This window comes from Parabacteroides timonensis, from assembly GCF_900128505.1.
Classification (GTDB): domain Bacteria; phylum Bacteroidota; class Bacteroidia; order Bacteroidales; family Tannerellaceae; genus Parabacteroides; species Parabacteroides timonensis.
Genome location: NZ_LT669941.1, coordinates 359,695 through 384,625 on the forward strand (window position 1 = coordinate 359,695; position 24,931 = coordinate 384,625).

Genomic DNA, 24,931 nt, shown 5'->3' on the forward strand with positions numbered 1-24,931 from the left:
TGGAATAGCCGATAAAATAACTTTACCGAGGACTTAATATTTTATATAACAATGCAAACATAAGTAAAAATTATAAATTAAACAAGCCTTATAAGAAATAATTTGATATTATTATCGATTGAATAATATCACTTCATAACATTTCTCCTAACCATACGCCTCTAATGAAACTTCTCCATCGGTGTGAATATATATTAAAAGCTATTCATTATTAAGGCTTACTTCTTAACGATAGACATAGTTCTTCTAAGACTATGTCTGCGAGATAAGAAATGGTATAAATATTAAGTTAATCTGAATTAAAACAAGTGTGTCTATGAAGAAGCGATTTACAATTACTATGCTATTCTTCTTTGCTAGTATAAGCATAGTGCTGGCCCAGACAGTAAAGGTAACCGGAACGGTGACCTCGGGCGATGACGGAGAACCGATTATCGGTGCTACTATCCTGGTAAAAGGAACAAGTATCGGAACTATCACCGATCTGGACGGAAATTTCTCCCTCGATGTTCCTGAGAAAAACAAAATCTTGCAAGTCTCCTATGTCGGCATGACAATGCAGGAGATCGCTGTAAAACCTCACGTAACGGTTGTTCTTCAATCGGATGTGAAACACCTTGAAGAAGTTGTCGTAACGGCAATGGGGTTGAACCGTGAAAAAAAATCACTGGGTTATGCTATTCAAGAAGTGAAAGCGGACGAACTGACGAAGGCCGGTGGTGCCAACCTGACCAGTTCGTTGACCGGTAAGGTGGCCGGTGTACAGATCAACCAGTTCGGTGGTACGGTGGGAGCCTCTTCGCGTATCTCTGTGCGTGGAAACTCTTCGTTGGCTAACGACCAGCAGCCGCTTATCGTTGTGGACGGTATTCCTATTTCCAACGATACGCAACGTACGGGCGATAACTATTATAAAGGGGTCGACTACGGGTCGGGGCTGAATGATATTAACCCGGAAGATATAGAGTCTATTTCCGTATTGAAAGGAGGTTCGGCTGCCCTGTACGGTATGCGTGCCGGTAACGGGGTTATCCTGATTACGACCAAATCCGGCAAAAGCGGCAATGGTGTGTCTGTTTCTTATGATATGAACGTGACAATGGACTTTGCTGCCAACCTGCCTAAGTTGCAAAATTCTTATGGCCAGGGACATGACGGTGATGAATACCACTGGAAAAACGGCCCGTATTCTAACCTGAGTTATCAGGACTATGCAACTCGATATGGTTTTGACTATTCAAAAAACGTAAATACAGATTATGATGAATCATGGGGGCCTCGTTTGGATGCAGGGCTGAAAATTAGCCAGTACGACAGTAACGGGGAATATACCGATTGGGTATCCCACCCTAACAATGTAAAAGATTTTTTCCAGACTGGCCTTTCTATGAACCACATGATTTCTGTACAAGCAAAAGGCGAAAAAGTAACTACACGCGCCTCCCTTTCTTATCGCGACCAAAAAGGAACTGTGCCCAATACCGACCAGAAGAAATATTCCGGCCAGGTAAATACGGATATGAAGTTGAATAAATATATCTCCTTTAACCTTTCTGCCAGTTATACCCGCACACAGAGTGATAACCTGATCGGACAGGGATACGGTAGTAATAACCCGATCAACTCGCTGGTAGCATGGACCGGTCGCCAGATCAACATGCAAACCTTGAAAGATAATTGGGATCAACGGGATGCCAATGGCGATTATACTTATTACAACTGGATTGATGCCTACCATATGAACCCGTATTTTACTGTGAATGTAAATACGAACAGTCTCCAGCGTGACCGTATCTTCGGTAAGTCTTCATTGTTTTATCAACCATTCGACTGGTTGAAGTTTGAAGGACGTATCGGTATGGATTACTATAATATGCAGACATTCGAACGTCATTATATCGACCGTGGCGACTGGCCTGACGGTGCATTCTACCAGCAGGCCACTAAGAACACAGAGTTGAATGCAGACTTTCTTGCAACGATAAACAAGACATTCGGCGATTTTAATCTGAGTGGTGTAATAGGGGCCAATTATCGCGATCTTAGTTGGGAGACTAGCAAAATCGGTGCGGACGCATTAACCGTGCGCGGTGTTTATACAATGGCTAATACGAAAGGTACTGCCGTTGCTACAATGGATCATAGCCATATCCGTTCGAACTCTGTCTATGCGAATGCTTCAGTGGGATGGAGGAGCCAGTTATATCTGGATGCCAGTGCGCGTAATGACTGGAGTTCTACCATACACGATTCTTTCTTCTATCCTTCGGTAAGTTTGAGTTGGATCCCGACTGCATCTTTCGAAAACCTGCAAAATGATATTCTTACATTCTGGAAACTGCGCGGAGGTATTGCACAGATCGGTTCGGCTACGTCTGCTTATCGTAATAGTTACTACTATTATGCTGAATCATCTTCTTACAATGGCGTGTCACAGATGTATAAGAGTTACACATATCCTAATTACGACCTGAAACCGGAAAGTATTACGACCTGGGAAGTAGGTACCGAAGTCGGCTTGTTCGATGATCGTTTGCATTTCGACTTGGCTTACTATCAGAAACGGACCAAAGACCAGATCCTGTCGGTTTCAACTTCCAATGTAGTCGGATTTTCTTCTATGCTGGTAAATGCCGGACGAATAGATAATAAAGGTATCGAACTCCAGGTAAGAGGGGATATTTTCCGCAGTAAAGATGATGGCTTTAACTGGTCGACCACATTGAATTTTGCAAAAGACAGAAGCAAGGTCGTGGAACTTTACAATGACCCGGAAACTGGTAAGCCTTTACTTGAATCTTATGGTATGGGTTGGACATGGGGTATCGATACACAGGCACGTGTCGGCGAAAAATGGGGAGCCCTGGTGGGTGAAGGATATGCCCGCGTAAGCGAAGAGGATGTTACTGCCGGTAACGCTACTGCCGACCAGATCGGTGCGATCAAATTATATGCAAACGGAACTCCGCAGAAAGATGCTTCGAAAGTAATTGGGAATGTTACGCCCGACTTCTTGATGGGATGGCGTCATGACTTCACCTACAAGAATTTCGGTTTCGGCTTCCTGCTTGATTTACGTATCGGTGGTGATATCTGGTCACAAAGTATGAATCACTCTTATCAAACTGGTGTAGCCGCTGTGACAGCCGAGAACGGTATTCGTGAACGGGCTATCGTCGCTGGTAAAGATGTAATGACGAACGAACGTTTCGTTATACCTGATGCAAGTGGCAAATATATGGAAAACAATTTTGAAACCGATGCATATACCTGGTTCAATTCGAACGGTTGTGCTGAAACGTATGTGTTCGACGGTTCTTTCCTGAAATTACGCGAAGCATATATCTCTTATGACGTGCCTAAATCGTTCCTGAAGAAAACCAGATATTTCAGCCGTGCAACGGTTTCCCTGATCGGGACAAATCTGGCTTTGCTGTGGGTACATTCTTCCAATACATTGCGTCTTGATCCGGAAACGGGTGGTGTGTCCAGTGATAGCCGTGGTGTAGGTTTCGAACAGGCCTCTACTCCGAATTCACGTAGTATAGGTTTTAAATTAGGTCTGACATTTTAACTGAATAATAAATAGGGTTATGAAGAATAAATATAAAATATGGGCACTCTCGGTTGCGATGATTGCCACAGGATGTACAAGTTCGTTTGATGAAATCAATACCGACCCGGATGCTTACACCAAAGTGCCGTTCACTAATGTGCTGGGGAACATGATTCGCAAGACGGCGGATCAGTATGGAGGTGATCTGGATATAGCCCAGTGGGCCGGTTATGTTTCTGAAATAAAATATTTGAACGATTATAGCGGTTATATTCCTTCCAACAATACGTACGGTAACCGCTGGTACCAATCGTATTATGGGCATGTACAGTTGCAGGATATCCTGGATCAGACAGAAGAGGCCCAGGAAGAAAATAAGAACATGCGCAATGTGTGTATTACATTACAAAACTACCTGATGTTTATGTGTACCGATTGTTTTGGCGATATTCCTTATTCGGAGGCATTCAAAGGTGCTCCGGAGGCCGGAAGCGTACTGAAGACTCCTTATGATGCACAGTCGGAAATTTATCCGCAGATATTGGCAAACCTGAAAACGGCCGCCGATAGTTGGGCTACCGGATTGGGTTCCGACGATCTGGGGGAGGGTGACTTTCTATTTAAAAAGGATGTAACCAAATGGCAGAAGTTCTGTAATTCATTGCGTTTGCGTGTAGCAATGCGTATTTCAGGGGTATATCCTGAATCGCAAGCTGTTGTTGAAGAAATATTCGGTAATCCGACAGCCTATCCTTATATTACGGAATGTGCAGATAATGCTTATTTCTGGTGGCAGGGTTCAGGTGATTATTTTGAACGTTATTACAATAACTTCCGTACACGTGATGACGATGGTATGTCGGAAATTTTTATCGACCATCTGAAGATGAAGGAAGACCCTCGTATTGCTACATTTGCGAAGCCGGCAAAATCTGACGGTGAATACCGTGGTTTTGAAAATGGTGCGAAAAACGATCCAGTATCGGTGGATGCTATCTCCCGTATGGGGGCTAAGTATCGTGAAGATCCGGCAGGTTTCTCTCCGTTCTACCGTGCTTGTGAAAACTATTTCATCATGGCTGAAGCTGCATTAAAAGGTTGGAAAGTCCCGATGACTGCTGCCGATGCTTATGAAAAGGCTGTTCGTCTTTCTATGGAAGATAACGATATCGATACTGCTGCTGCCGATGCTTATCTGGCAGGAAAAGGAAAATGGGACGGTTCGTACGAATGTCTGTATTTCGAATGGTGGGTAGCTTTGTTCAAGCAGAATATCGAAGCCTGGTCACTGTATCGCCGTACAGGCTATCCGACCTATATCCATACAGCGGTGGCTGCGGATGGCGTTACGCCTCAGTATCCGGGTGCACGTTCTGCTTATAAAGGGATTCACAATGATGTGCCTTTCCGGTTCCCGTATCCGCAGAACCAGTATCTGTATAACGAAGCGAATGTAACTACTGCTGCAACAGGTATCCAGGATTATGTCTGGGGTAAACAGATGTGGTGGGATACCCGCACCGGCGTCAACTGATAAACTCACTTTTTTATTTAATCATACATTATTAAAATCAACGAGTAGGTTTGTTAATTAAACCTTTGAAGCCAAAACCTGAAAGAACCTAAACAAGACACATTATTTTAAAACCAGGATGGACAGGGATGTTCGTCCTGGTTGATTTTTCTAACCTTAAAAGAATTTGCTTATGAAAAGTACTTGCCGTGTAATATATTTCATATCCTTTTTAGCAGTATTGAGCTGTGAGAGTCAGTTTATTGATGAAGAGAATAAGCTGCAACAAGAAAACATAGAGGCTCTAACCAAATCTGTCCCGGTCGTTTGTGTCGACCTTTATGTTCGATGGGATGATTCTGACATATATCTCGGAACTGCTTGCAGCGGCGTTGTTGGAGGTGGAGGCAGTGGCTCTATAACAGGAGGGTATGATCCGGATGATATAATAGAGTCGCCTTCTTATACACCGGGAGGTATTCCTGATTTACCTAACACAGGCGGTGGGGGAAGCAGTGGCGGTGGAACTACTCATTATAACCCTTCTACGGGTAAACAAGAGTATGTCTTTACTAATTTGAAGCAAATATATGATATAGGTTCTACGTTGGATATACAACAAAAGTCACGTTTGGATAAAATAATTAATAGTTTCAAAAGTACTCCTACAGGATCGTCGGTGTTAAATTATATGGTTTCACAAAAGGTAAAGATTAAATTTTATAGTGATCCTTTTTCGGAGCATATAGCACATTATGAAACTAGTGATAAATCAATAATAGTTAGAAATTTTGATAGTGTTACTATACAGCAAATGATAGAGGAGTTGTTACATGCTGTTCAACATCAATGTTTTTATGGAAAAGATATGGTTGATAAATATAGAAATTTTGAATTTGAGGTGAAAGTCTATTTTGATTTAGCAGGAATAGCAGATGGAGTGGGTTATAATCTCTTTCCTGTAGCAACTGATAGTAGAGCTGTATTTGTAAATGAATACACGCCTTGGATAGATGATATTTATTATAATAGATATGGCCAATTCAAAGATGTTTGGGGATTCAATAGGCTAGGGAAGATTTGGTAGGGGTATCCTGGCGATTATTTAGACAATTTTGAACCATTATTATTATTGCATTTTTTCAGAAAGCCAGTACCTCCCATGCCTCCTATAGGATATTAACATTTTAAATATTTATGTTTATGAGAACGATTGTTTTGTTTTTGTTGGTTAATTTATACTGCATTTCTATTCGATCACAAGAGTTTACTATGTTCGATGAAAGTTTCTCACATGGTAGAATTGTGTTAACTCCGAAAGATAAAATTAAACCGAATTACGAAGGTAATCGGGAATATTATTTTAGTGATGCTATTGGTCTGGTAAAGGAACTTTCTATTGAGTTTTTTCGAATATTTGAACCTTTAGAAGATGAAGAACGGATGGTAATGATGCAGGTTCTTCTTACGATTAATTTTTCGAAAGAATTTAAAACAGATTATTATGAGGTTCAGTTTCCTGAAAAATATCGAGGTTTTATGATCGAAAAAGAAAAATCTATTTATAAGTGGGTATGTACTTATAATAACATAATGAAGTATAAGAAATATTTTGATTTTGATGAAACTTTTGTTGGTGGAATATATTCTATTGGAGTTCGTTCTTTCTATAGGCATGGAACCGATAAGTTAGATAGACGAATTCCTTGAATCGGGATCTCGTTGTTATATATTGAATTAGGGTATCATGATAAGAATAAATATTATTACTTTAATAATGCTTTTTAGCATTTTCGCGTGTAAAGCTCAAGATTTCCATCTGGTTGATGAAAAAGTATCGGGAAACACTATTTTTCTTACTCCGAAAGGAAAATCAATGCCTGTTCTGAAAGCGGAGGGGCATACGTGGGGATTTGAGTATCCCTTTAAGATTGAGAATGTAAGAAATAAAGCTGTTGTTTTTTTTAGGATATTTGAACCGTTAACATCTTCGGAACGTGACATATTGAGAAGAGTGTATGCGGAGATCATCTTTACAAACGAGCTAAAGATGAGTTATTACAACATTGCTATCCCTAAAGAATATCGTGATTTTTTTCTTGCTAGGGAGCAAAAGTTAGTTCAGTGGGTTGTAGAATCTTTTTCTGATATGTCAAAGGACCGGAAGGAGTTTAATATAGTGAATCCTGATACATTTGAAGGAAGCAGTTTTATGGTACATATACGCGGTTTTTATATACATGCAAGCGACTTGCTTCCGGTGACCGGGAGTAGATAGAACTCCGTAGTGAGAAAGTGCGGAACCTGATCGGTCAGATTCCGCCTTTTCTTGTTCAATGGGAAGTGTTAACATATTTAATCTCTCTCCATTGATAATTATACGTTCGCTAGCTTGTCCGGTAGCAGACGCGTAAGTGGGGGTAAATAGTAGGCAGAACGTAATTAATAAATGTAGAATGACTTTCGTTTTCATGGCCCCGATAGTTTAAATGTCTTTCCCAAAGATAGGTAAATTTATTTACTATCGACCGGTTTCTCTGTATATTTCAACTGTAAATAGAGGAACAAGGCTCCCGGAACCAGGATAATCGCAGCCGATGCCAGTAAAGCGATCCGGAGTGAATACATATCGTTCAACCAGCCGATGAACGGAGCGATGGCAGCAAACATCAGGCGGATGATGAAGTTGCGGATGGAGAGGACGGTGGCACGCATCTCCGAGAAAGTCATCTGGTTGATATATCCTTTTAATATAGGTGTGGCGAATCCCCTGAAGATATAGAATATAAAGAGGATGAACAAGCCGGCATAGGTCAGGTTGAAGGCCAACGCAATATAGCCCCCTACGACAAAGAACAAGATCAGTATCCCCATCTTTTTAGGGCCGAAATAACTGTCTACCCGATCCGAGTAAAGGGCGGCGATACCGACGGTCAGGTTAAGTACCGTCCAGATCACTCCGAACCAGGAGGTAGGTGTTTTCATATACATCAGGTAGGGTTGTACGAACCAGGCCATTGTCAAGGTGGCAGCTCCGATTATTCCCGAAAACATGATGTTATAGCATAACTGGCGGTTGGTGATAAGCGAATATTTGATGATCCGCACAATCTCGCTTACCGGGCTTTGTATTTTGCTTTTTATCTTCAACTCCTGCAGGGCAAAGGCGGCAGGGATACCACTGAAAGCGATCACAGCCTGTGCGTAGAAGGGATAACGGAGGGAATAGGCAGCCAATAGTCCGCCGAAGATTCCGGCAATGGCTTCGGCAAAATTGCCGATCATGGTGATACGCCCTTCATAACGCAGGTAAAGATTTTCTTTTTTGTACTGGACGGTCGTGTCGTACAGTAGGGCGGAGTCGGCCCCGTTGACAAGCGTCTGCCCCGTTCCCAGCAGGATTTCCGCAATGACGAAAGCAGCAAAGGTGGAGGTGAAGGAATAGCACAAATAACCGAAGAAGAAAAGGATACATCCCAATATCAGACATTTGCGACGTCCCCAAACGTCTGCCAGATAGCCCGAAGGTATCTCCAGCGCTACGGCGGCTATGGAATAAACACTTTTCAGGATAAAGACATCCTGCAACCCCAGCCCATGGTCTTCATAGAAGAGCACGATGATCGGCATGACCAGGGTAAACCATTTGGATAACTTAATAATGTAGAGTGCAAGTATATTCCGTTTCATTTGGCTGTTTCTTTTCTTATCGCACCGCAAAGATACAATGTTTTGATTTACCCTTATTATTTATTGCCAGTTAGTAAAAAAGTTCTTACTTTGCGACAGATTTAGACTACTAACATTTAAAAGATAACAAACTGATACCATGATTTGGAATGAGACTATTGAATGTATGGACCGCGAAGAAATGCGGAAATTACAGAGTATCCGGTTGAAACGGGTTGTTGAACACGTTTACCATAACACCCCTTTCTATCGCAGGAAAATGCAGGAAATGGGTATTACCCCGGATGATATTCAATCGATTGAGGATATATCCAAGCTGCCGTTCACGGTAAAGCAGGATTTAAGAGATAATTACCCTTTCGGACTGATGGCTGTGCCGATGTCTGAAATTGTTCGTTTACATGCCTCTTCGGGTACGACAGGAAAACCGATCGTGGTTGGATATACCCGTAAGGATTTGTCTATCTGGTCGGAAGTGGTGGCACGCTGCCTGACGGCCTATGGCATTACAAAAGACGACTCTGTGCAGGTTTCCTACGGCTACGGTTTGTTTACCGGTGGACTGGGGGCTCACGGGGGAGTTGAAAATATCGGTGGAACCGTTATTCCGATGAGTAGCGGTAACACGCAGAAACAGATACAACTGATGCACGACTTCGGAGCAAAAGGGTTGGCTTGTACGCCTTCTTACGCCTTGTATCTGGCGGAAACGATCCACAGTTCCGGTATTCCTCTGGAAGAGTTCCAGTTGAGGGTAGGAGCTTTCGGAGCGGAACCCTGGACGGAAAATATGCGTAAGGAACTGGAACAAAAGCTGAACATCAAAGCATACGATATCTATGGCCTGACAGAAATCTGCGGCCCGGGTGTAGGAGGCGAATGCCAGTGCCAGAACGGTACGCACCTTTGGGAAGACCATTTCTTCCCTGAAATCGTCGATCCGGTGACTTTGCAGCCGGTAGCTCCGGGCGAACAGGGCGAACTGGTGTTTACAACACTGACCAAGGAAGGTATGCCGATGATCCGTTACCGTACGCGCGACCTGACACACTTGATCTATGAAAAGTGCGAATGCGGGCGTACCGCTGTACGTATGGGTCGTATCCTCGGACGTAGTGACGATATGATGATTATCCGTGGTGTAAACGTATTCCCGTCACAGGTAGAGTCTGTATTGCTGGAAATGCCGGAATTCGAACCGCATTACCTGATCGTGGTGGATCGTGTGAACAATACCGATACCTTCCAGATTCAGGTGGAAGTACGCCCGGATTACTATTCGGACGAAATGAACAAGATGATCGCGCTGAAGAAGAAGATCGCCGCCCGTATGCAGAGCGTAATCGGTATTCAGCCTGATATAAAGATTGTGGAACCGCGTAGCCTCGAACGCAGTCAGGGTAAGGCTAAACACGTGATCGACAATCGTAAGTTAGTTTAAACCTAAAAAAATAAAGTGCTATGTTAATTAAACAGTTATCTATCTTTCTTGAGAACAAGAAAGGCCGTTTTACGGAAGTGGCAAAGATTTTGGGTGAAGCGGGAGTGAACATGTCGGCCTTTACGGTGGCAGAGAATTCTGATTTCGGTATCCTGCGTCTGATCGTATCGGATACGGAAAAAGCAATTCAGGTACTTCGCGAAAAATTATATGCGGTGAGTGTGGCGGATGTGGTGTGCCTGCATTGCCCCAATCAACCGGGTGCACTGGCAAAGGCAATGGAAATCATTACCTCGGCTGGCATTTTTGTCGAATATATGTATGCATTCTCACAGGGAGAGGCGGCTAATGTGATCATCCGTCCCGACAATGTGGAGAAGTGTGCGGAGGTTCTGAAAGCCAATAAACTGGAGCTTATTGCTGCCAGCGATTTATATAAGTTGTAAATATTAACGTTATGCGCTTCGTTATTTTGCAATAAAAAATGTAACTTTGCGCGCTAAAAGTATGTGAATGAAAAAGGTTGTATTTTTATTGATGATGATTACGGTCTTGTTATCCTCCTGTGGAGAATATAACAAGATATTGAAAAGTACGGACTATGAACTGAAGTATTCGTATGCAAAGAAGTATTTCAATGCAAAGCAATACAACAAGTCTGCTACCTTGCTGGATGAACTGGTTACAATCTTTAAAGGAACTGCTTATGCCGAAGAATCCCTGTACCTGCTGGCCCAAAGCTATTACGGACAGAAAGATTACCAGACGGCTTCGCAATACTTTAATACGTATTATACTACCTACCCGAAAGGCGAATACACGGAGTTGTCTCGCTACTATTCGGGATATGGTTTGTATCTGGACTCACCCGATCCGCGGTTAGACCAGACACAGACGTATGAAGCTATCAACCAGTTGCAGCTCTATCTGGAGTATTATCCGCAGAGCGAACGTGCAGCCGAAGCCCAGAAGATCATGTTCGAATTGCAGGAGAAGTTGGCTTACAAGGAACTGTTGGCTGTAAGGCTGTATTTTAACCTGGGTACTTACATGCGCGACAATAACTATTTGTCTGCCGTGATTACCGCTGAGAATGCATTGAAGAACTATCCTTACTCGAAATACCGGGAAGAGTTTATGTTCTACATATTGCGTGCGAAGTATGAGCAGGCTATTGCCAGTGTGGAAGAAAAGTTGCAAGGTCGTTATCGTGAGGTAGTAGACGAATACTACACCTACATGAACGAATATCCGGAAGGCAAATACGTAAAACAGGCACAGAAGTTCTACGATTATGCCAGCAAGAGAATAACAGATGTGTATTAACGATATTATTTAATCAATAAAGCAAAGATGGATTACAGAAAGTCTAACGCCCCTTCGAATACGGTTACCCGTGACATGATGAAGTTATCGGCTGACACGGGAAATGTGTATGAAACAGTAATGATCATTGGTAAACGGGCTAACCAGATTGGTGTTGAAATGAAGCAGGACCTGGAAAAGAAACTTCAGGAATTTGCTTCTTATAACGATAACCTGGAAGAAGTTTTCGAAAACAGAGAGCAGATCGAGATCTCCCGTTATTATGAAAAACTTCCGAAGCCGACGCTGATCGCTGCTCAGGAGTATGAAGAAGGTAAGGTTTATTATAAAAACCCTGCTAAGGAGAAGAATAACTTTTAACGAGTTGACGGTTGACAAGTAACGGTTGACAGTGAAATGTTCCAAATATAATGGGCAATTGTAATTAATAAAAATGCAATTGTCCATTTTTATTAGTCTGTTTCCTGTTTTTCTTTACCTGTCACTTGTCAACTGTCAACTGTCAACTTTAAAAATTATGTTACAGAGAATACAAACAGTTTACTTGCTAATTATCGTGGCCTTGATGGTCGCAACATTGTTTTTACCGCTGGCTATGTTTCAGGCCGGCGATCAGTTTTATTCTTTCGATGCGACAGGTATCAGTACGATCGCTGCACAACCGGAACTGATTTATCCTACCTGGGGTCTTTTTGCCCTGACAGCCGTGATCTCTATCCTGTCCCTGATAACTATCTTTTTATTTAAGAAGAGAATCCTGCAGATTCGCCTTTGTATCTTCAATGCTATACTGATGCTGGGTTTCTATGGCCTGTTCGCTTTTTTCGTATGGATACTGAAAGATCAGTTGAACGACGCTGCACTGAGTGTAAAGATCGCTCTCTCTTTCCCTCTGATCTGTCTGATCCTCGATTATCTGGCAATCCGTAATATCGGTGCCGATGAAGCACTGGTTCGTTCGCTCGACCGGTTGAGATAAATATGAGATACCACCTTTAAGGTGGCATAAATACATCAAACGCAGTCATGTTATTTTATAACGTGGCTGCGTTTTTTTATTTGTTAACGTAGTCCCGATTTAACCATAGAAATGTCATTAAATATCCCTGGGTACGCTGTACCGATTGTTTGGTAAGAGATTTATTTAAAAACGAACATTCTTTATACGATATTGGATATCGAATAATGGCTATATAGCTTCTTTTGCTGTGTGAAATAAATAAAAAAATTGCCTATGATTTAAAAAAGAGAACACGGCTATGAAAGGGTATAACCGCCCTTGAGATCTAATCAGAGTTAATAAAGAATTATCCAGGAAAAAACTTAAAGAAAAAATGACATTAAACATGAAGAGAGAGAATTTCCGGGGAATGAAAAACTGGAATGTGGCCTTTGCCCTTCTTTTTTTATTCTCTGCCGCCCAATCGAAGGCGGACACAGGAAAAGGTGAGGAAACCTTAAGTCCTACTATTGAAGAAAGTGCCGGATTACCTATCGCCCAGCAGAATGAACGAATCATAAAAGGTATTGTAAAAGATGCTACAGGTGAAACGGTTATCGGAGCCAACGTGTCTGTCGTTGGCACAACCATTGGAACTGTAACTGATGTGGAAGGTAATTTCTCCTTGAAAGTACCGGCAGGGGCTACCCTGAAGATTTCGTTTATCGGTTATAAAGATGTAAACGTAAAAGTCACCAACCAACAAACATTAGACATTGTTTTGCAGGACGACTCACAAGCTTTGGATGAAGTCGTTGTGGTTGGTTTCGGTTCACAAAAGAAAGTGAATTTGACAGGATCTGTATCTGTCGTCGATGCCAAAGAACTAACTTCCCGTCCGGTTACAAACGTATCCCAGGCCTTACAAGGCTTAGTGCCGGGTATGAACTTCAGCTATGGTTCTGATGGCAATGGTGGTGAAATTGGTCAGGACATGAAAATTAATATCCGCGGCGCCGGTACTATCGGCAATGGTTCCAATGCCTCGCCATTAGTGTTGATTGATGGCATGGAAGGTGATATGAATGTCTTGAATCCGAATGACATTGAAAGCATTTCCGTTTTGAAAGATGCTGCCGCCTCCTCCATCTACGGTTCACGTGCGCCATTCGGTGTCGTTTTGATCACTACCAAGAAAGGTAAGGCTGGTAAAGTCAACATCAGTTATAACGATAATTTCCGTTGGAGCCATGCCATTAACATGCCGCAATTACCGGATTCATATACCTATGCACAATACATGAACCTGGCAGCTGTCAATACTCAAGAGGGTCTCCTTTTCCCGGCTCAGAATTTGGAACTCATGCTCGCTTATCAAAAAGGGGAAATTCCCAGCACGCAGACAACGTTTGCTAATGCAGACGGCAAGACATGGAACTGGCTGGGTAACTCTAATAACGACTGGTATGATATTTTCTTCGGAGGCACTGCTTTTTCACAGGAACATTCATTAAGTATTAATGGAGGTTCTGAAAAGTTCCAGTATTACCTCTCTGGTAACTTTATGGACCAAACGGGTCTGATCAGTTTTAATCCCGATAAACTAAAAAGATACACAGTAACAGCCAAAATCAACGCAGAATTATTCCCATGGCTGCACGTGAATTACAGCACCAAATATATGCGTAAGGATTACAGCAAGCCGTCCACCATGGATAACAACCAGTATTATCACGACATGGCCAAGCGTTTTCCCTCCGAACCCATGTATGATCCGAACGGTTATGCTCAGGTTGGGTTGCTGTCACAGTTACTTTACCAGGGTAAGGATGCCAGTCAGACTGATTGGTTGTACCAGCAATTCCAGGTTGTACTGGAACCCGTTAAAGGATGGAAGGTATTTGGAGAGTTGAATTATAAGACTGTCGATGGATTCCAACACAAGGATGTATTACATCTTCCCAAACATTATGTAGATGGAACAGAATATTTCGAAGATACCAATTCTGTTGCAGAATATGCCGAAAGAACTAATTTCTTTAATCCGAACGTTTATTCTGATTTTATGAAATCACTGGAAAGCGGCCATAATTTTAAGGTCATGGTGGGTTTCCAGGCCGAACTGAATAAATGGCGTAAACTGGGTGCCAGCCGTACAGATCTCATCACAGAGAAAGTACCCGATTTGAATACGGCCACAGGACCTGATAAAATTGAAATTGATAAGGATGCAGGCGACAAGAATCAATGGGCGACAGCCGGTTTCTTCGGACGATTGAACTATGATTATAAAGAACGCTATCTGGTAGAGTTCAATATGCGTTATGACGGCACTTCCCGTTTTGCTTCCGACAAGCGTTGGAACTGGTTCCCTTCTGTATCCGCCGGCTGGAACGTGGCACGTGAGGAATTCATGGAACCGCTGGAAAACACGATCAACACATTAAAGATACGTGGTTCATGGGGTGAACTTGGTAACCAAAATACCAAAGCGCTTTATCCCTATATCCAGACAATGCCATTTGTAGCCAATGATAGCAAAAGTCACTGGCTGTTAAGCAATAGCAAATTTGAGAACACGGCTGCTTCACCCGAATTGATTTCCGCGCTTTTAGGTTGGGAAACCATGCGTTCATGGAATATCGGCTTCGACCTGGGAATGTTCAATAATCGTTTCAACATGAGCTTTGACTGGTTCAACAGAAAGACTGTAAATATGGTAGGGCCAGCTCCTACTTTACCTGCTGTATTAGGTGCCGATGTTCCTAAAACAAATAATGCCGACTTGCAGTCTACCGGTTTCGAGCTTGACCTTTCATGGAGAGACCGTATTGATGCAGTACAATATGGAGTACATGTGCTTCTTTCAGACGACCGACAGAAAGTCTTAAAATATCCGAATGAAAAAGGATTGCTTTCTACATGGAGAACCGGAGAATATATGGGCGAAATCTGGGGATTCGAAACGATTGGAATTGCCAAGAGCGATCAAGAAATGCAGGACCACCTGGCATCCCTGCCCAATGGCGGACAAAGTGAAGTCGGCAAGAATTGGGCTGCCGGTGATATCATGTACAAAGACCTGGACGGAGACGGAACAATCCACAAAGGAACTACCGTAGACAATCCGGGTGACTTGAAGATTATTGGCAACAACACGCCGCGTTACAAGTTCGGCCTTGACCTGGATGCCTCATGGAAAGGCTTTGATATACGCGTATTCCTGCAAGGTGTATTGAAAAGAGACTATTATATAGATGGAAACATGATGTTCGGTGCTACCGGAAACAGATGGCAATCCGGCTTTTTCAAAAGCCAGATGGACTTTTACCGTGACGCTGATGACTTCTGGGGCGAAAATCACGATGCCTACTTGCCGAGGCCATTGTTCAATGATCAGAACCAAAAGAAACAGAGCCGCTACCTGCAGAATGCCGCCTACTGTCGCCTGAAGAACCTGCAAATAGGATATACCATCCCGGCACGTTATACGCAGAAGGCCAGAATCTCTAATCTGAGAATATTCTTCTCTGCCGAGAACCTGTTTACCATAACTTCACTACCCGATGCTTTCGACCCCGAAACTTTGGGTACAGGATACGGAGCAAACTGGAATGACGGGACTTCTACAGCCAAGACACATCCGCTGTCACAGACATTTTCAACAGGACTTAGTGTTAATTTTTAATTGAATAGCAAATGAAAACATTAAATAAATACTTATTTATATTAGCAGGAGGGCTGGTCGGTCTGAGTTCATGCAATGATTTCTTAGACCTTGAGCCTTTGGATAAAGTAACTCCCAATAATTACTTATGGTCCGAAGCCGACCTGGCATCTTATGCCATCAAAGGGTACGACTTTCCTGCACATGAAGAAAAATATACAATCGGGAGTTGGGGCAATGATAATGGCACTGATAACCAGGCAAAATCAAGTTACGACAACAAATGGCTGCCTGGGCAATGGAAAGTTCCTGAATCAATCAAAGAAGATGATGATCCATGGAATTTCAAGAAAATAAGAAATGCCAACTATTTCATCGAGACCGTAATGCCGCGTTATAATTCCAAGAGCATACAAGGTAACGACAATAACATCAGGCATTACATTGGCGAAGTATACTTGCAGCGGGCATGGAATTATTTCTCCAAATTACAAACATTAGGGGATTTTCCCATTATCAAGAATACATTAATAGATGAAGAAGGGCAATTGATAGAAGCCAGTAAACGCAGTCCTCGTAATGAAGTAGCACACTTCATCATCAGCGACCTGGATTCTGCCCTGATGCTTTTGAGTAATACGGCTCCGTCGGGAGGGAAAAACAGGATTACCCGCAATGTTGCGTTATTGGTTAAATCGAGAGTCGCTTTGTTTGAAGCAAGCTGGCTGACCTACCATAAAGGTACGGCTTTAGTACCCGGTGGTCCCGGATGGCCCGGTGGCGAATACACAGGTGCAAACCTGGACAGTGAGATCGCTTTTTTCCTAAAGGAATGTAAAGCGGCATCCAAAGAGCTTGCAGACCAGGGATTGTTGGCTCAAAATACAGATAAAACTAGTGTCAATCAGTCGGATACGACTAATCGTGGTATGAGCAATCCTTATTTCGCACAGTTCGCTTTGGAAGATATGAATTCGGCTCCCGAAATACTTTTGTGGAAACGGTATAGTTTTTCATTAGGTGTAAAACATGGTGCCACTTCTTATATATTAAACGGAGGTAACACCGGATTCACCCGTCAATATGTAGAAACATTCTTGTGCAGAGACGGCTTGCCAATTTACGCTTCCCCCTTGTATAAAGGAGACAAATCCGTTAAAGATGTAGAAACCGATAGGGAGTCGCGCCTTAACCTCTTTATGATGCGTCCTTACGAACATCTGGACAAACAAACCAATGAAGCCGGAGAATATAATGGACTTTCGTGGCCTTATGCTCCTGCCATCATCGACAACCCGGAAGTAAGATCTGTTACAGGTTATGGTCTGCGCAAAGGTCTGGCAGCTGATACTTACTACACTGGCGGCGATCAAAGATCCGTAGAAGGTTCACCTATTTTCCGGGCTGCCGAAGCATATTTGAACTATATCGAGGCTGATTGCATGGAAAAGGGAGGGAACAGTATATCTGCTGAATCCGAGGCTTACTGGAATGCCATCCGTGACAGGGCTAATTTACCGGATTACCGTATTACACTGAATGCCACAAAACTGGATAAAGAGTCTGATTGGGGTGTATACTCTGCAGGAAGACAAGTATCTCCGTTACTATATTGCATCCGTCGCGAACGCCGTTGCGAAATGATAGAAGAAGGTCTGCGTATGATGGATCTGAGACGTTGGAGAGCCCTGGATCAAGTTAATGGTTTTCAGGTGGAAGGCGTAAACCTTTGGGGATCAGATTTGAAAGACGCATATCCCAAATTGGATAAGGATAAAAACCCCACAGGGGAAAGTCTGCTTATTCCTGAAGGACAACCGAATGCAAATGTTTCCAACCTTGCAAACAGCGGCGAATATTTACGTCCTTACAGGGTCATCAGCCAAGGTAACAATCTTATGTGGGATGGATATAAATGGTGTGAAGCACACTATCTTGATCCGATTGCACTGCATCATTTCAAATATACATCCAGCGACCCTAATGATTTGGGATCTTCTGTGATCTACCAAAATCCGGGATGGCCGCTAACCTCATCAGGAGCCATAGGCTACTAGCATAAAACTAATAATTGATGTGTGGAAAGGTTCCCCTCTGTGAAGAGGGGGCCTTTGGTTCATATCTTTTCTGTTGATGGCCTACATTCTTATGATGTTAATTCCAATGTCATGCAAGAATGCCTTCTCATTTCGAAATACGATGTATTTAAATTATAATTTTAAATTTATTAATCATGGCTATATTAATCAAAGCAATCCAGCGTGCTAATCCCAGGGACAAGAACGCTCCGAAGAAATGGTATGCCGTTCAAAACTCTACCGGGTTGGTTTCGGAAACAAAAGTGGCTGAACTTATTGCCGATGAGACGACATTGAATCCTTCGGAAGCGTTGATGTCTATCCGCCAGCTTCGGAAAATAATCCAACGTTTGATGGCAGACGGACATAGTGTGAAACTCGGTGATTGGGGTACATTTTATCCTTCCCTTAATAGTAGCGTAAAGGCGAAGAAAGAAGATTTGAAGGCTACGGATATTAATTGTGTAAATATTAATTTTCAGCCCGGAGAAGAGTTAAAAGCAGCCATGCAGAAAGTGGAATTTGTATGGATTGACAAACTGGTTGAAGGTAAAACGAATACTGGTGGCGGTTCAGGCGAAGACGACCGTCCGGTTATTGAATGATTTTTATTTTCTGAATGACAAAAGATCCCTTTCCGGGTTTCCGGAGGGGATTTTTTATGCCTTATATTTAAGGAGAAGAAGTCAACTCCGACACTTGAAGAAACAATTTCTGAAACTTGAAGAAGTAAGTTCCGACACTTGAAGAAGTTTGCATTGGAACATGAAGAAGTCTACTTTATAAGATGAAGAGCTATAATAGAAAAGCCGGGAATAATATTTACTCCCGGCTTTTTCCCAGTCAGAATATAAACCTATTTCATTGGGCGAATAACAAACTCGAACGTTGTCTCTTCTACCGGAACCAGATACTGCGGCAATACACCCGGCCCGCAGGTAGCTGTACCGACACCGGCCTGTACGGCATCCAGATGGACGGTCACGGTACCGCTTCTTTTCAGTTGGTTGATATGGGTGGAAGCGTCAATGTTACTGTCGGTAAAAGGAACGATACTGAACTGCCAGGGGCGTGATGCCGTGATGTGCAGTCCGTTGCCAGCCTCGTTGCTGATCTCCGCCCAACGCATGTCCGTACGGTTGCCGGTCGACTGCGGCTTGACGTACTGGTGGAACATCCGCTCGGCATCCGTATGATCGATGGCGATGCGGCCACTTTGAATACGGTCGACGTAGGTTTCACCGGTACGTCCCAGGTAAGATACCTCGGCGTATTCGGCAGGCATTTCAAACGTAAGTCCGATACGTGCCAGCGATTTGACGATGGCTGTGTCTGGGGTAAGGGTCGTTGCTACCTTTACCATGCCATCGGGGGTGATATGGTAGTGCTGCGTAGCTGTCGCTACTATCTCGCCTTTGTCACTTAGTAGTGCCAGCGTTGTCTGTACGCTGTTCTTTCCTGTGCGGAAAGCGGTTGTCTGCTGGGTGAGTTTGTCCAGTCCGGCGGCTTTCCACAGACGTGCACCGTTACGGTCGCGGTTGTCGTTGTCGGTGATCGGACGGTAGAGGCTGATCGTCATCGGGGTTGAAAGCAGTTCTTTTCCGTCGAGCTTGTAAGAGGTCATCGCACCTGTTTCCGGTGAGAAGGAGATATTTACACGGTTGTTGCTGAATGTGTTGCCGTTCTGTTTCAGGGCGGAAGCCTGGAATGACGGGTAGTTCGGCTGGTAGTATTTGTTGGCTGTCAGGACGAACTGGTCGTAAGCTACCTCGTGTGTCAACGGGATGAACGGGCGTGCCTGTTTGGGTGTCCAGCTCAGATTGAGGAATACCTCCTTGCAGTTTTTCGGCAGGGAGGTTTTACCCAGTGTGAGCGTGGTCGTTTCGTGCGGGAGACAGTCGACGGTTTCCATTCCCTGGCGTATGATCTGGCCGTTGTCGGTTATCAGTTGCCAGTGGAGGGTATATTCGTTCAGGTTGCTGAAGTCGTACCAGTTTTTGATGGAAAGGGTCAGGTTGCGTTCGTCAGTCAGTTTTGTTTTGATATACTGGTAGACTTTTTTCACTTCGTTCAGATGCGGATGCGGTTCGCGGTCGGCATTTACCAGGCCATTCGTACAGAAGTTGTCGAAGCTGGGGATACCTTTGGGGCCGTAATCGCCACCGTACGACCAGTACCAGTTGCCGTCCTTGTCGATTTCGCGGAACGACTGGTCCACCCAATCCCATACACAGCCGCCTTGTGCCATCGGTTCGTTTTCGAACACGTCCCAGTATTCTTTCAGGCCGCCTACGCTGTTACCCATCGCGTGCACGTATTCGCAGAGGATGAAAGGACGGTAGATTTTCGGTTCCTGCTGGTTCAGATATTCCTTGATAACGTCTACGCTGCGGTACATGCGACAGTAGATGTCGGTGTTGTAGTTCTGTTCGGCACGTTCGTACTGGACGGGGCGTGTCTTTTCGACCGATTTCAACCAGTTGTATGTACGTTCGAAGTTGATACCGTTGCCGGCTTCGTTACCGAGCGACCAGATCACGATGCTGGGGTGGTTCTTGGAACGTTCGTACATGCGTTGCGTACGATCCATGTGTGCCGGCAGCCAGGTGCTGTCTTTTGCCAGCGACTCGGGACCGTATCCCATGCCGTGCGATTCGATATTGGCTTCGTCGATCATATACAAGCCGTATTCGTCGCAGAGGTCGTACCACAACGGATCGGTGGGGTAGTGGGAATTGCGGACGGTGTTGATATTATGCTGTTTCATCAGGCTGATATCTTTCAGCATCAGTTCGCGGCTGACCGTGCGACCCAGTTGCGAATGTTCGTGGCGGTTGGTTCCTTTGACCAATGTCGGAACGCCGTTTACGCAGAAGCGACCGTCTTTGATCTCGGAGGTACGGAAACCTACCCGGCATCCGGTCAGTTCCGTTTCTTTTCCATTGGCATCTTTCAGCGAGAGGACGAGGGTGTAGAGGTTAGGATGTTCCGCGCTCCAGGGGGTGACTCCGGGGAGGGTCGCTTCTTTGAAAGCGATGCGGTTATTTTCTCCGGCAGGAATGTCGGCTTCTTCTTTCAGGACGGTTTTGCCATCGGCATCTTTCAGTTGCCAGGTGATGCGGGAGCCGGGATTGGCTTTGCCTGCAATCTGAACGTCGAGGTTGAAGATACCGTTTTTATAGGTGTCCTTGTCGAGGGTGGAGATTACTTTGTAATCGGCAATATATTGCTTAGGCGTGCTGTATAGGTAGACGCTGCGTTCGATACCGCTCAATCGCCACATGTCCTGGCATTCCAGATACGAGCCGGAACTCCAGCGGTACACTTCCAATGCGACGGTGTTTTCACCCGGTTGCAGCAGGTCGGTGATATCCCATTCGGCGGGTGTTTTCGAACCTTGGTTGTAGCCTATCTTTTCTCCATTGACCCATATATAATAGAAGGAGATAACGCCTTCGCAACAGAGAACGACGCGACGGCCGTCCCATGTCTTCGGAATGGTGAAGGTGCGACGGTAAGAGCCGACTTCGTTCTCGGCATAAGGGACGAGAGGCGGATTTTTCTTGAAGTTGAACATCGGATCGTCGAACTCGTAGGTCTCATTCACATAGATAGCGGTACCGTAGCCCTGGCGTTCCCAGTTGCCGGGAACGTTGATGTCGGCCCAGCCGCCGGTGTAGAATGAGGGTTTGTAGAAATCCTTCGGACGGTTGTCGGGGTTCTTTGTCCAGTGGAATTTCCATTTCCCGTTCAGGGTCTGATACCAGGGGGACGACTCGTGATCGCGTTCGGAGAGGGCTTTCTCGTTCTCGAAAGGCCAGACGTAGGCATGAGGGGCCAGTTTGTTCTGACCGATTGCGTACTGGCTTTGCCATTCAGGCTGGTTGTTGTCTGTTGCGCCTGAAACTGCCTGGGTGAATCCCAAGCAGCACAGAGCAAAAATAGATAACAGAGTCTTTTTCATGTATTTATAGAATTAATTTGTTTCGCTATTTGTCAAATATGAACCAATATGGCCGACCTCGTAGGGGCAGGTTCCAAACCTGCCCGTTGTGACAATGATTACATCCTGTTGATATTGGGCGGGTTTAGAACCCGCCCCTACGAGGTCTGTTATTTAGATTCACCTTTTTCTATTATTTAATAATTACTTCATCTATATAAACCCAGGTACCTTGTCCCGGTCGCGTATGATCTTCGGGGCATTTTCCGGGGTTCTTCAAGTCGACCCTGAGGTAACGGCCGGATGCTTTCAGGTTGTCGAAGAGCTGGTCTTCGATGCGGATACCTTCACGGAAGATCTGTTCCGGGGTGAAGCTGCGTTCGGCTATCCGGGTGAACGTTTGGTTGTCGTCTGAGACGGAGAGGGTAATCTGTTTGGGTAGATGGGCTCCCATACCGTAGTTCGTCATACAACCGATCGTCACTTTGTCGAACGAGTCTGTTTTTCCCAGGTCGATCGTGAAAGAGGCGTCTTTGCCGTACCATCCGCTCCATTCGAAGTCGGACTGTTTGTCGCTACCTCTCAGGCCGTTTGTCAGACGGTAGCTCTGTTCGTTGCCGTTCGTTACGGGACGGGCTGTGGCCTTGTTCCAGTGGAGCGGGAGAGTGAGCGTTTTCCCTTTCTGCTCACCGTTCATGAAGGTAGCAGCCTTGATAGTCATGTCGCCAGTTACGATCAATGAATCCTGGTAGAGCGTGGAGACAGCCTGCGGTTCGCTTTCGTCTGTGGTATAGCGTACTTCCATATCCGGGCGGATGCAGGTGAGGGCAACCTTCAGGGTATCGTTGTTACCGGTCACCAGATGGTCGAGGTTGAACATCGAGCGGGCATAGTTTACACCCAGGTAGTCGTAATGTTGTGTCAATATATCCAACCGTTTCAGGAATCCGGGCCAGTCTTTCCGGTCTTTTCCCGACCAGGCGATTTCGCCAACGGCTGCCAGGCGGGGGAAGAGCAGGTATTCGACATCATCTGCCGAGGTACAAAATTCGGTCCACATACAACCCTGTATGCCGATCAGTTTTTTAGCTACTTCCGGGTCCCACTCGGGTTGTACCGGTTCGTATTTGTAGACATTTTCCAGGGTGTTGTTACCGAAATAGGTACGCGGCTCGAACCATTGCGGTCCCTGGTAGCGTATCAGGTACAAGACGCGGGCCGGTGTCATGATAAAACGGTGTCCCATCTGTCCGGCTTTGTAACCGGCTGTACCGAGTCCCTGCCAGCCCAGTATGATTGCGTCGTCGGGTATTTTGCTGTTGGTCAGTTCGTCCCATCCGATCACTTCACGGCCTTTACTTTTCACGTAACCCGCCATGCGTCCCATGAAGTAACCCTGCAACTCTTCGATGTCGGTAAATCCCTCCGCTTTCATACGGGCCTGGCAAAGCGGACATATTTTCCAGTATCTTTTGGATGCTTCGTCGCCGCCCAGATTGATATAACGGGAGGGGAAGAGAGCCATCACTTCGTCGAGCACATCCTGCAGGAAGGAGAAAACCTTGTCGTTGCCGGCGCAGTAAACGATTTCGGCACCGTGTCCGCCCATTCCGGGGATTACACGGATCGGGTCTTTCACTACCGGGCATGCCAGTTCAGGGAAAGCAGCCAGGGCGGAATTGGTATGTGCGGGCATTTCTATTTCGGGGATGATCTCTACCTGTCGTGCACCGGCATAGGCAATGATCTCTTTCATATCTTCCTGTGTGTAGAAGCCGCCAACGGGTGTCGGTTCGCCGGCTTTTGCGTTTTTGCGTTGGGAGAAATCCTTTTCACGTTCTACGCGCCAGGCTCCCACTTCGGTGAGGCGGGGATATTTCTTTATCTCCAGACGCCATCCGTTGTCGTCCACCAGATGCAGATGAAGTTTGTTCAACTTCAACATCGACATATAATCGATGATTTTAATCACATTCTCTTTCGGGATAAAACAGCGGGACACATCCAATAACAAGCCGCGGTAAGGAAAACGGGGACCGTCCTGCAGGCTTACTGCCGGTATGTTCCATTGAATGCCTTCTGCCGGCGTTTTACTTTCTATTGCCGGAGGAAGAAGCTGGCGGATCGATTGTATGGCGTAAAAGAATCCGGCGGCATCGGCTGCCTTAATTGAAATATGCGAGGGAGTTATTTTCAGTTTATAGTTTTCGTCAGCCAGTGCCGTATCCGTAGAGAAAACAATGGAGGCGGAGGTATTGGACGAACCGATATTGACTGTCGGGGTGAATCCGGCAGAAACGGTAAATAAGTCCGTCAATAATCCGGCAACAGCTTCCTGTTCCTGATTTTCTACTTCAATAGTAGTAGATTTATTAAATGCAAAATGGCCTTTACCGGTTGTTTGTTGTTCCGGTTGCGGGATGATGCCTGCTTCCGGCGAAGTCACGGGCCTACACCCTGTGGTCAACCAAACGATAAAGAAAAAGAGGAGTAGTTTGCTTTTTGTCATTTGATATATTTTTTGAGTTAACATATTCGATGCATGCCATTAGATTTTGTAGTTACAAAATTAGAGGTATGCATGTCGCCCGATGTCCGGTTTTGTACAAAAATGTTCAATATTTGTCCAGAAGAAGGAGAATCGATTGATTTTTGGACGTTACTGGAAGGGGGTGAGTTCCGTAAGAACTCATGTTCTTTGTATTTAGAACAAAGATATAAAAGATTTTTTTACACAATGATTCTTTTCTTAAACTTTCTATAACAAGCCGTTATTT

Annotated in this window: 16 protein-coding genes; 13 read left to right on the forward strand and 3 right to left on the reverse strand. The window is 44.7% G+C overall.

Translation table 11 applies throughout. The annotated features are described in order from the left end of the window. The first annotated feature begins 316 nt into the window (after positions 1-316). The 5 genes from BQ7394_RS09100 (at position 317) to BQ7394_RS09120 (ending at position 7,347) form a co-directional block, all read left to right on the forward strand. Entirely contained in the window at positions 317-3,574 is a 3,258-nt protein-coding gene (locus BQ7394_RS09100; protein WP_075557157.1) for a SusC/RagA family TonB-linked outer membrane protein, read from the forward strand. A 19-nt stretch (positions 3,575-3,593) separates the two neighbouring features. Beyond that, a complete protein-coding gene (locus tag BQ7394_RS09105) occupies positions 3,594-5,090 on the forward strand; it encodes a SusD/RagB family nutrient-binding outer membrane lipoprotein (protein ID WP_075557158.1) in 1,497 nt (498 codons plus the stop codon). A 172-nt stretch (positions 5,091-5,262) separates the two neighbouring features. Then, entirely contained in the window at positions 5,263-6,156 is an 894-nt protein-coding gene (locus BQ7394_RS09110; RefSeq protein WP_075557159.1) for a hypothetical protein, read from the forward strand. A 116-nt stretch (positions 6,157-6,272) separates the two neighbouring features. Further along, positions 6,273-6,779, forward strand: coding sequence for a hypothetical protein (locus BQ7394_RS09115; protein ID WP_129734157.1), 507 nt, complete (start codon positions 6,273-6,275; stop codon positions 6,777-6,779). Between the two features lie 37 nt (positions 6,780-6,816). Then, positions 6,817-7,347 carry a hypothetical protein gene (locus BQ7394_RS09120; RefSeq protein ID WP_139317693.1) on the forward strand — a complete coding sequence of 177 codons (531 nt, stop codon included), beginning with the start codon at positions 6,817-6,819 and terminating at the stop codon, positions 7,345-7,347. A 236-nt stretch (positions 7,348-7,583) separates the two neighbouring features. Here the strand turns inward: BQ7394_RS09120 and BQ7394_RS09125 are convergent, their stop codons facing one another. Next, a complete protein-coding gene (locus BQ7394_RS09125) occupies positions 7,584-8,759 on the reverse strand; it encodes an MFS transporter (RefSeq protein WP_075557162.1) in 1,176 nt (391 codons plus the stop codon). A gap of 139 nt (positions 8,760-8,898) precedes the next feature. Between BQ7394_RS09125 and BQ7394_RS09130 the strand changes: the two genes are divergently transcribed. The 8 genes from BQ7394_RS09130 to BQ7394_RS09165 all read left to right on the forward strand — a co-directional run bounded on the left by BQ7394_RS09130 (position 8,899) and on the right by BQ7394_RS09165 (position 18,816). Further along, on the forward strand, positions 8,899-10,200 hold the full coding sequence (locus tag BQ7394_RS09130) for a phenylacetate--CoA ligase family protein (protein ID WP_075557163.1): 1,302 nt from the start codon (positions 8,899-8,901) through the stop codon (positions 10,198-10,200). Positions 10,201-10,220: 20 nt separating this feature from the next. Then, on the forward strand, positions 10,221-10,646 hold the full coding sequence (locus tag BQ7394_RS09135; RefSeq protein ID WP_028726750.1) for an amino acid-binding protein: 426 nt from the start codon (positions 10,221-10,223) through the stop codon (positions 10,644-10,646). 67 nt (positions 10,647-10,713) lie between these two features. Further along, complete coding sequence (locus tag BQ7394_RS09140) at positions 10,714-11,526, forward strand: outer membrane protein assembly factor BamD (RefSeq protein ID WP_075557164.1); 813 nt, start codon at positions 10,714-10,716, stop codon at positions 11,524-11,526. A 27-nt stretch (positions 11,527-11,553) separates the two neighbouring features. After that, on the forward strand, positions 11,554-11,886 hold the full coding sequence (locus BQ7394_RS09145) for a DNA-directed RNA polymerase subunit omega (RefSeq protein ID WP_075557165.1): 333 nt from the start codon (positions 11,554-11,556) through the stop codon (positions 11,884-11,886). A 157-nt stretch (positions 11,887-12,043) separates the two neighbouring features. Next, positions 12,044-12,505: a DUF4293 domain-containing protein gene (locus BQ7394_RS09150; protein ID WP_075557166.1), complete on the forward strand. Its 462-nt coding sequence runs from the start codon at positions 12,044-12,046 to the stop codon at positions 12,503-12,505. A gap of 367 nt (positions 12,506-12,872) precedes the next feature. Continuing rightward, positions 12,873-16,154, forward strand: coding sequence for a SusC/RagA family TonB-linked outer membrane protein (locus BQ7394_RS09155; RefSeq protein WP_235848715.1), 3,282 nt, complete (start codon positions 12,873-12,875; stop codon positions 16,152-16,154). 11 nt (positions 16,155-16,165) lie between these two features. Continuing rightward, a complete protein-coding gene (locus BQ7394_RS09160) occupies positions 16,166-18,190 on the forward strand; it encodes a RagB/SusD family nutrient uptake outer membrane protein (RefSeq protein ID WP_075557168.1) in 2,025 nt (674 codons plus the stop codon). 176 nt (positions 18,191-18,366) lie between these two features. Next, on the forward strand, positions 18,367-18,816 hold the full coding sequence (locus tag BQ7394_RS09165; protein ID WP_075557169.1) for an HU family DNA-binding protein: 450 nt from the start codon (positions 18,367-18,369) through the stop codon (positions 18,814-18,816). 251 nt (positions 18,817-19,067) lie between these two features. Here BQ7394_RS09165 and BQ7394_RS09170 read toward each other — a convergent pair whose 3' ends face one another. After that, positions 19,068-22,175: a glycoside hydrolase family 2 TIM barrel-domain containing protein gene (locus BQ7394_RS09170; RefSeq protein WP_075557170.1), complete on the reverse strand. Its 3,108-nt coding sequence runs from the start codon at positions 22,173-22,175 to the stop codon at positions 19,068-19,070. Between the two features lie 172 nt (positions 22,176-22,347). Further along, positions 22,348-24,663, reverse strand: a complete 2,316-nt coding sequence (locus BQ7394_RS09175) for a family 20 glycosylhydrolase (RefSeq protein WP_075557171.1) — start codon at positions 24,661-24,663, stop codon at positions 22,348-22,350. Positions 24,664-24,931 lie beyond the last annotated feature (268 nt).

Excerpts from the sequence above, each read along its gene's own strand:
- BQ7394_RS09100 (WP_075557157.1), top strand. The coding sequence starts at position 317 with ATGAAGAAGCGATTTACAATTACTATGCTATTCTTCTTTGCTAGTATA.
- BQ7394_RS09105 (WP_075557158.1), top strand. The coding sequence starts at position 3,594 with ATGAAGAATAAATATAAAATATGGGCACTCTCGGTTGCGATGATTGCC.
- BQ7394_RS09110 (WP_075557159.1), top strand. The coding sequence starts at position 5,263 with ATGAAAAGTACTTGCCGTGTAATATATTTCATATCCTTTTTAGCAGTA.
- BQ7394_RS09115 (WP_129734157.1), top strand. The coding sequence starts at position 6,273 with ATGAGAACGATTGTTTTGTTTTTGTTGGTTAATTTATACTGCATTTCT.
- BQ7394_RS09120 (WP_139317693.1), top strand. The coding sequence starts at position 6,817 with ATGATAAGAATAAATATTATTACTTTAATAATGCTTTTTAGCATTTTC.
- BQ7394_RS09125 (WP_075557162.1), bottom strand. The coding sequence starts at position 8,759 with ATGAAACGGAATATACTTGCACTCTACATTATTAAGTTATCCAAATGG.
- BQ7394_RS09130 (WP_075557163.1), top strand. The coding sequence starts at position 8,899 with ATGATTTGGAATGAGACTATTGAATGTATGGACCGCGAAGAAATGCGG.
- BQ7394_RS09135 (WP_028726750.1), top strand. The coding sequence starts at position 10,221 with ATGTTAATTAAACAGTTATCTATCTTTCTTGAGAACAAGAAAGGCCGT.
- BQ7394_RS09140 (WP_075557164.1), top strand. The coding sequence starts at position 10,714 with ATGAAAAAGGTTGTATTTTTATTGATGATGATTACGGTCTTGTTATCC.
- BQ7394_RS09145 (WP_075557165.1), top strand. The coding sequence starts at position 11,554 with ATGGATTACAGAAAGTCTAACGCCCCTTCGAATACGGTTACCCGTGAC.
- BQ7394_RS09150 (WP_075557166.1), top strand. The coding sequence starts at position 12,044 with ATGTTACAGAGAATACAAACAGTTTACTTGCTAATTATCGTGGCCTTG.
- BQ7394_RS09155 (WP_235848715.1), top strand. The coding sequence starts at position 12,873 with ATGAAGAGAGAGAATTTCCGGGGAATGAAAAACTGGAATGTGGCCTTT.
- BQ7394_RS09160 (WP_075557168.1), top strand. The coding sequence starts at position 16,166 with ATGAAAACATTAAATAAATACTTATTTATATTAGCAGGAGGGCTGGTC.
- BQ7394_RS09165 (WP_075557169.1), top strand. The coding sequence starts at position 18,367 with ATGGCTATATTAATCAAAGCAATCCAGCGTGCTAATCCCAGGGACAAG.
- BQ7394_RS09170 (WP_075557170.1), bottom strand. The coding sequence starts at position 22,175 with ATGAAAAAGACTCTGTTATCTATTTTTGCTCTGTGCTGCTTGGGATTC.
- BQ7394_RS09175 (WP_075557171.1), bottom strand. The coding sequence starts at position 24,663 with ATGACAAAAAGCAAACTACTCCTCTTTTTCTTTATCGTTTGGTTGACC.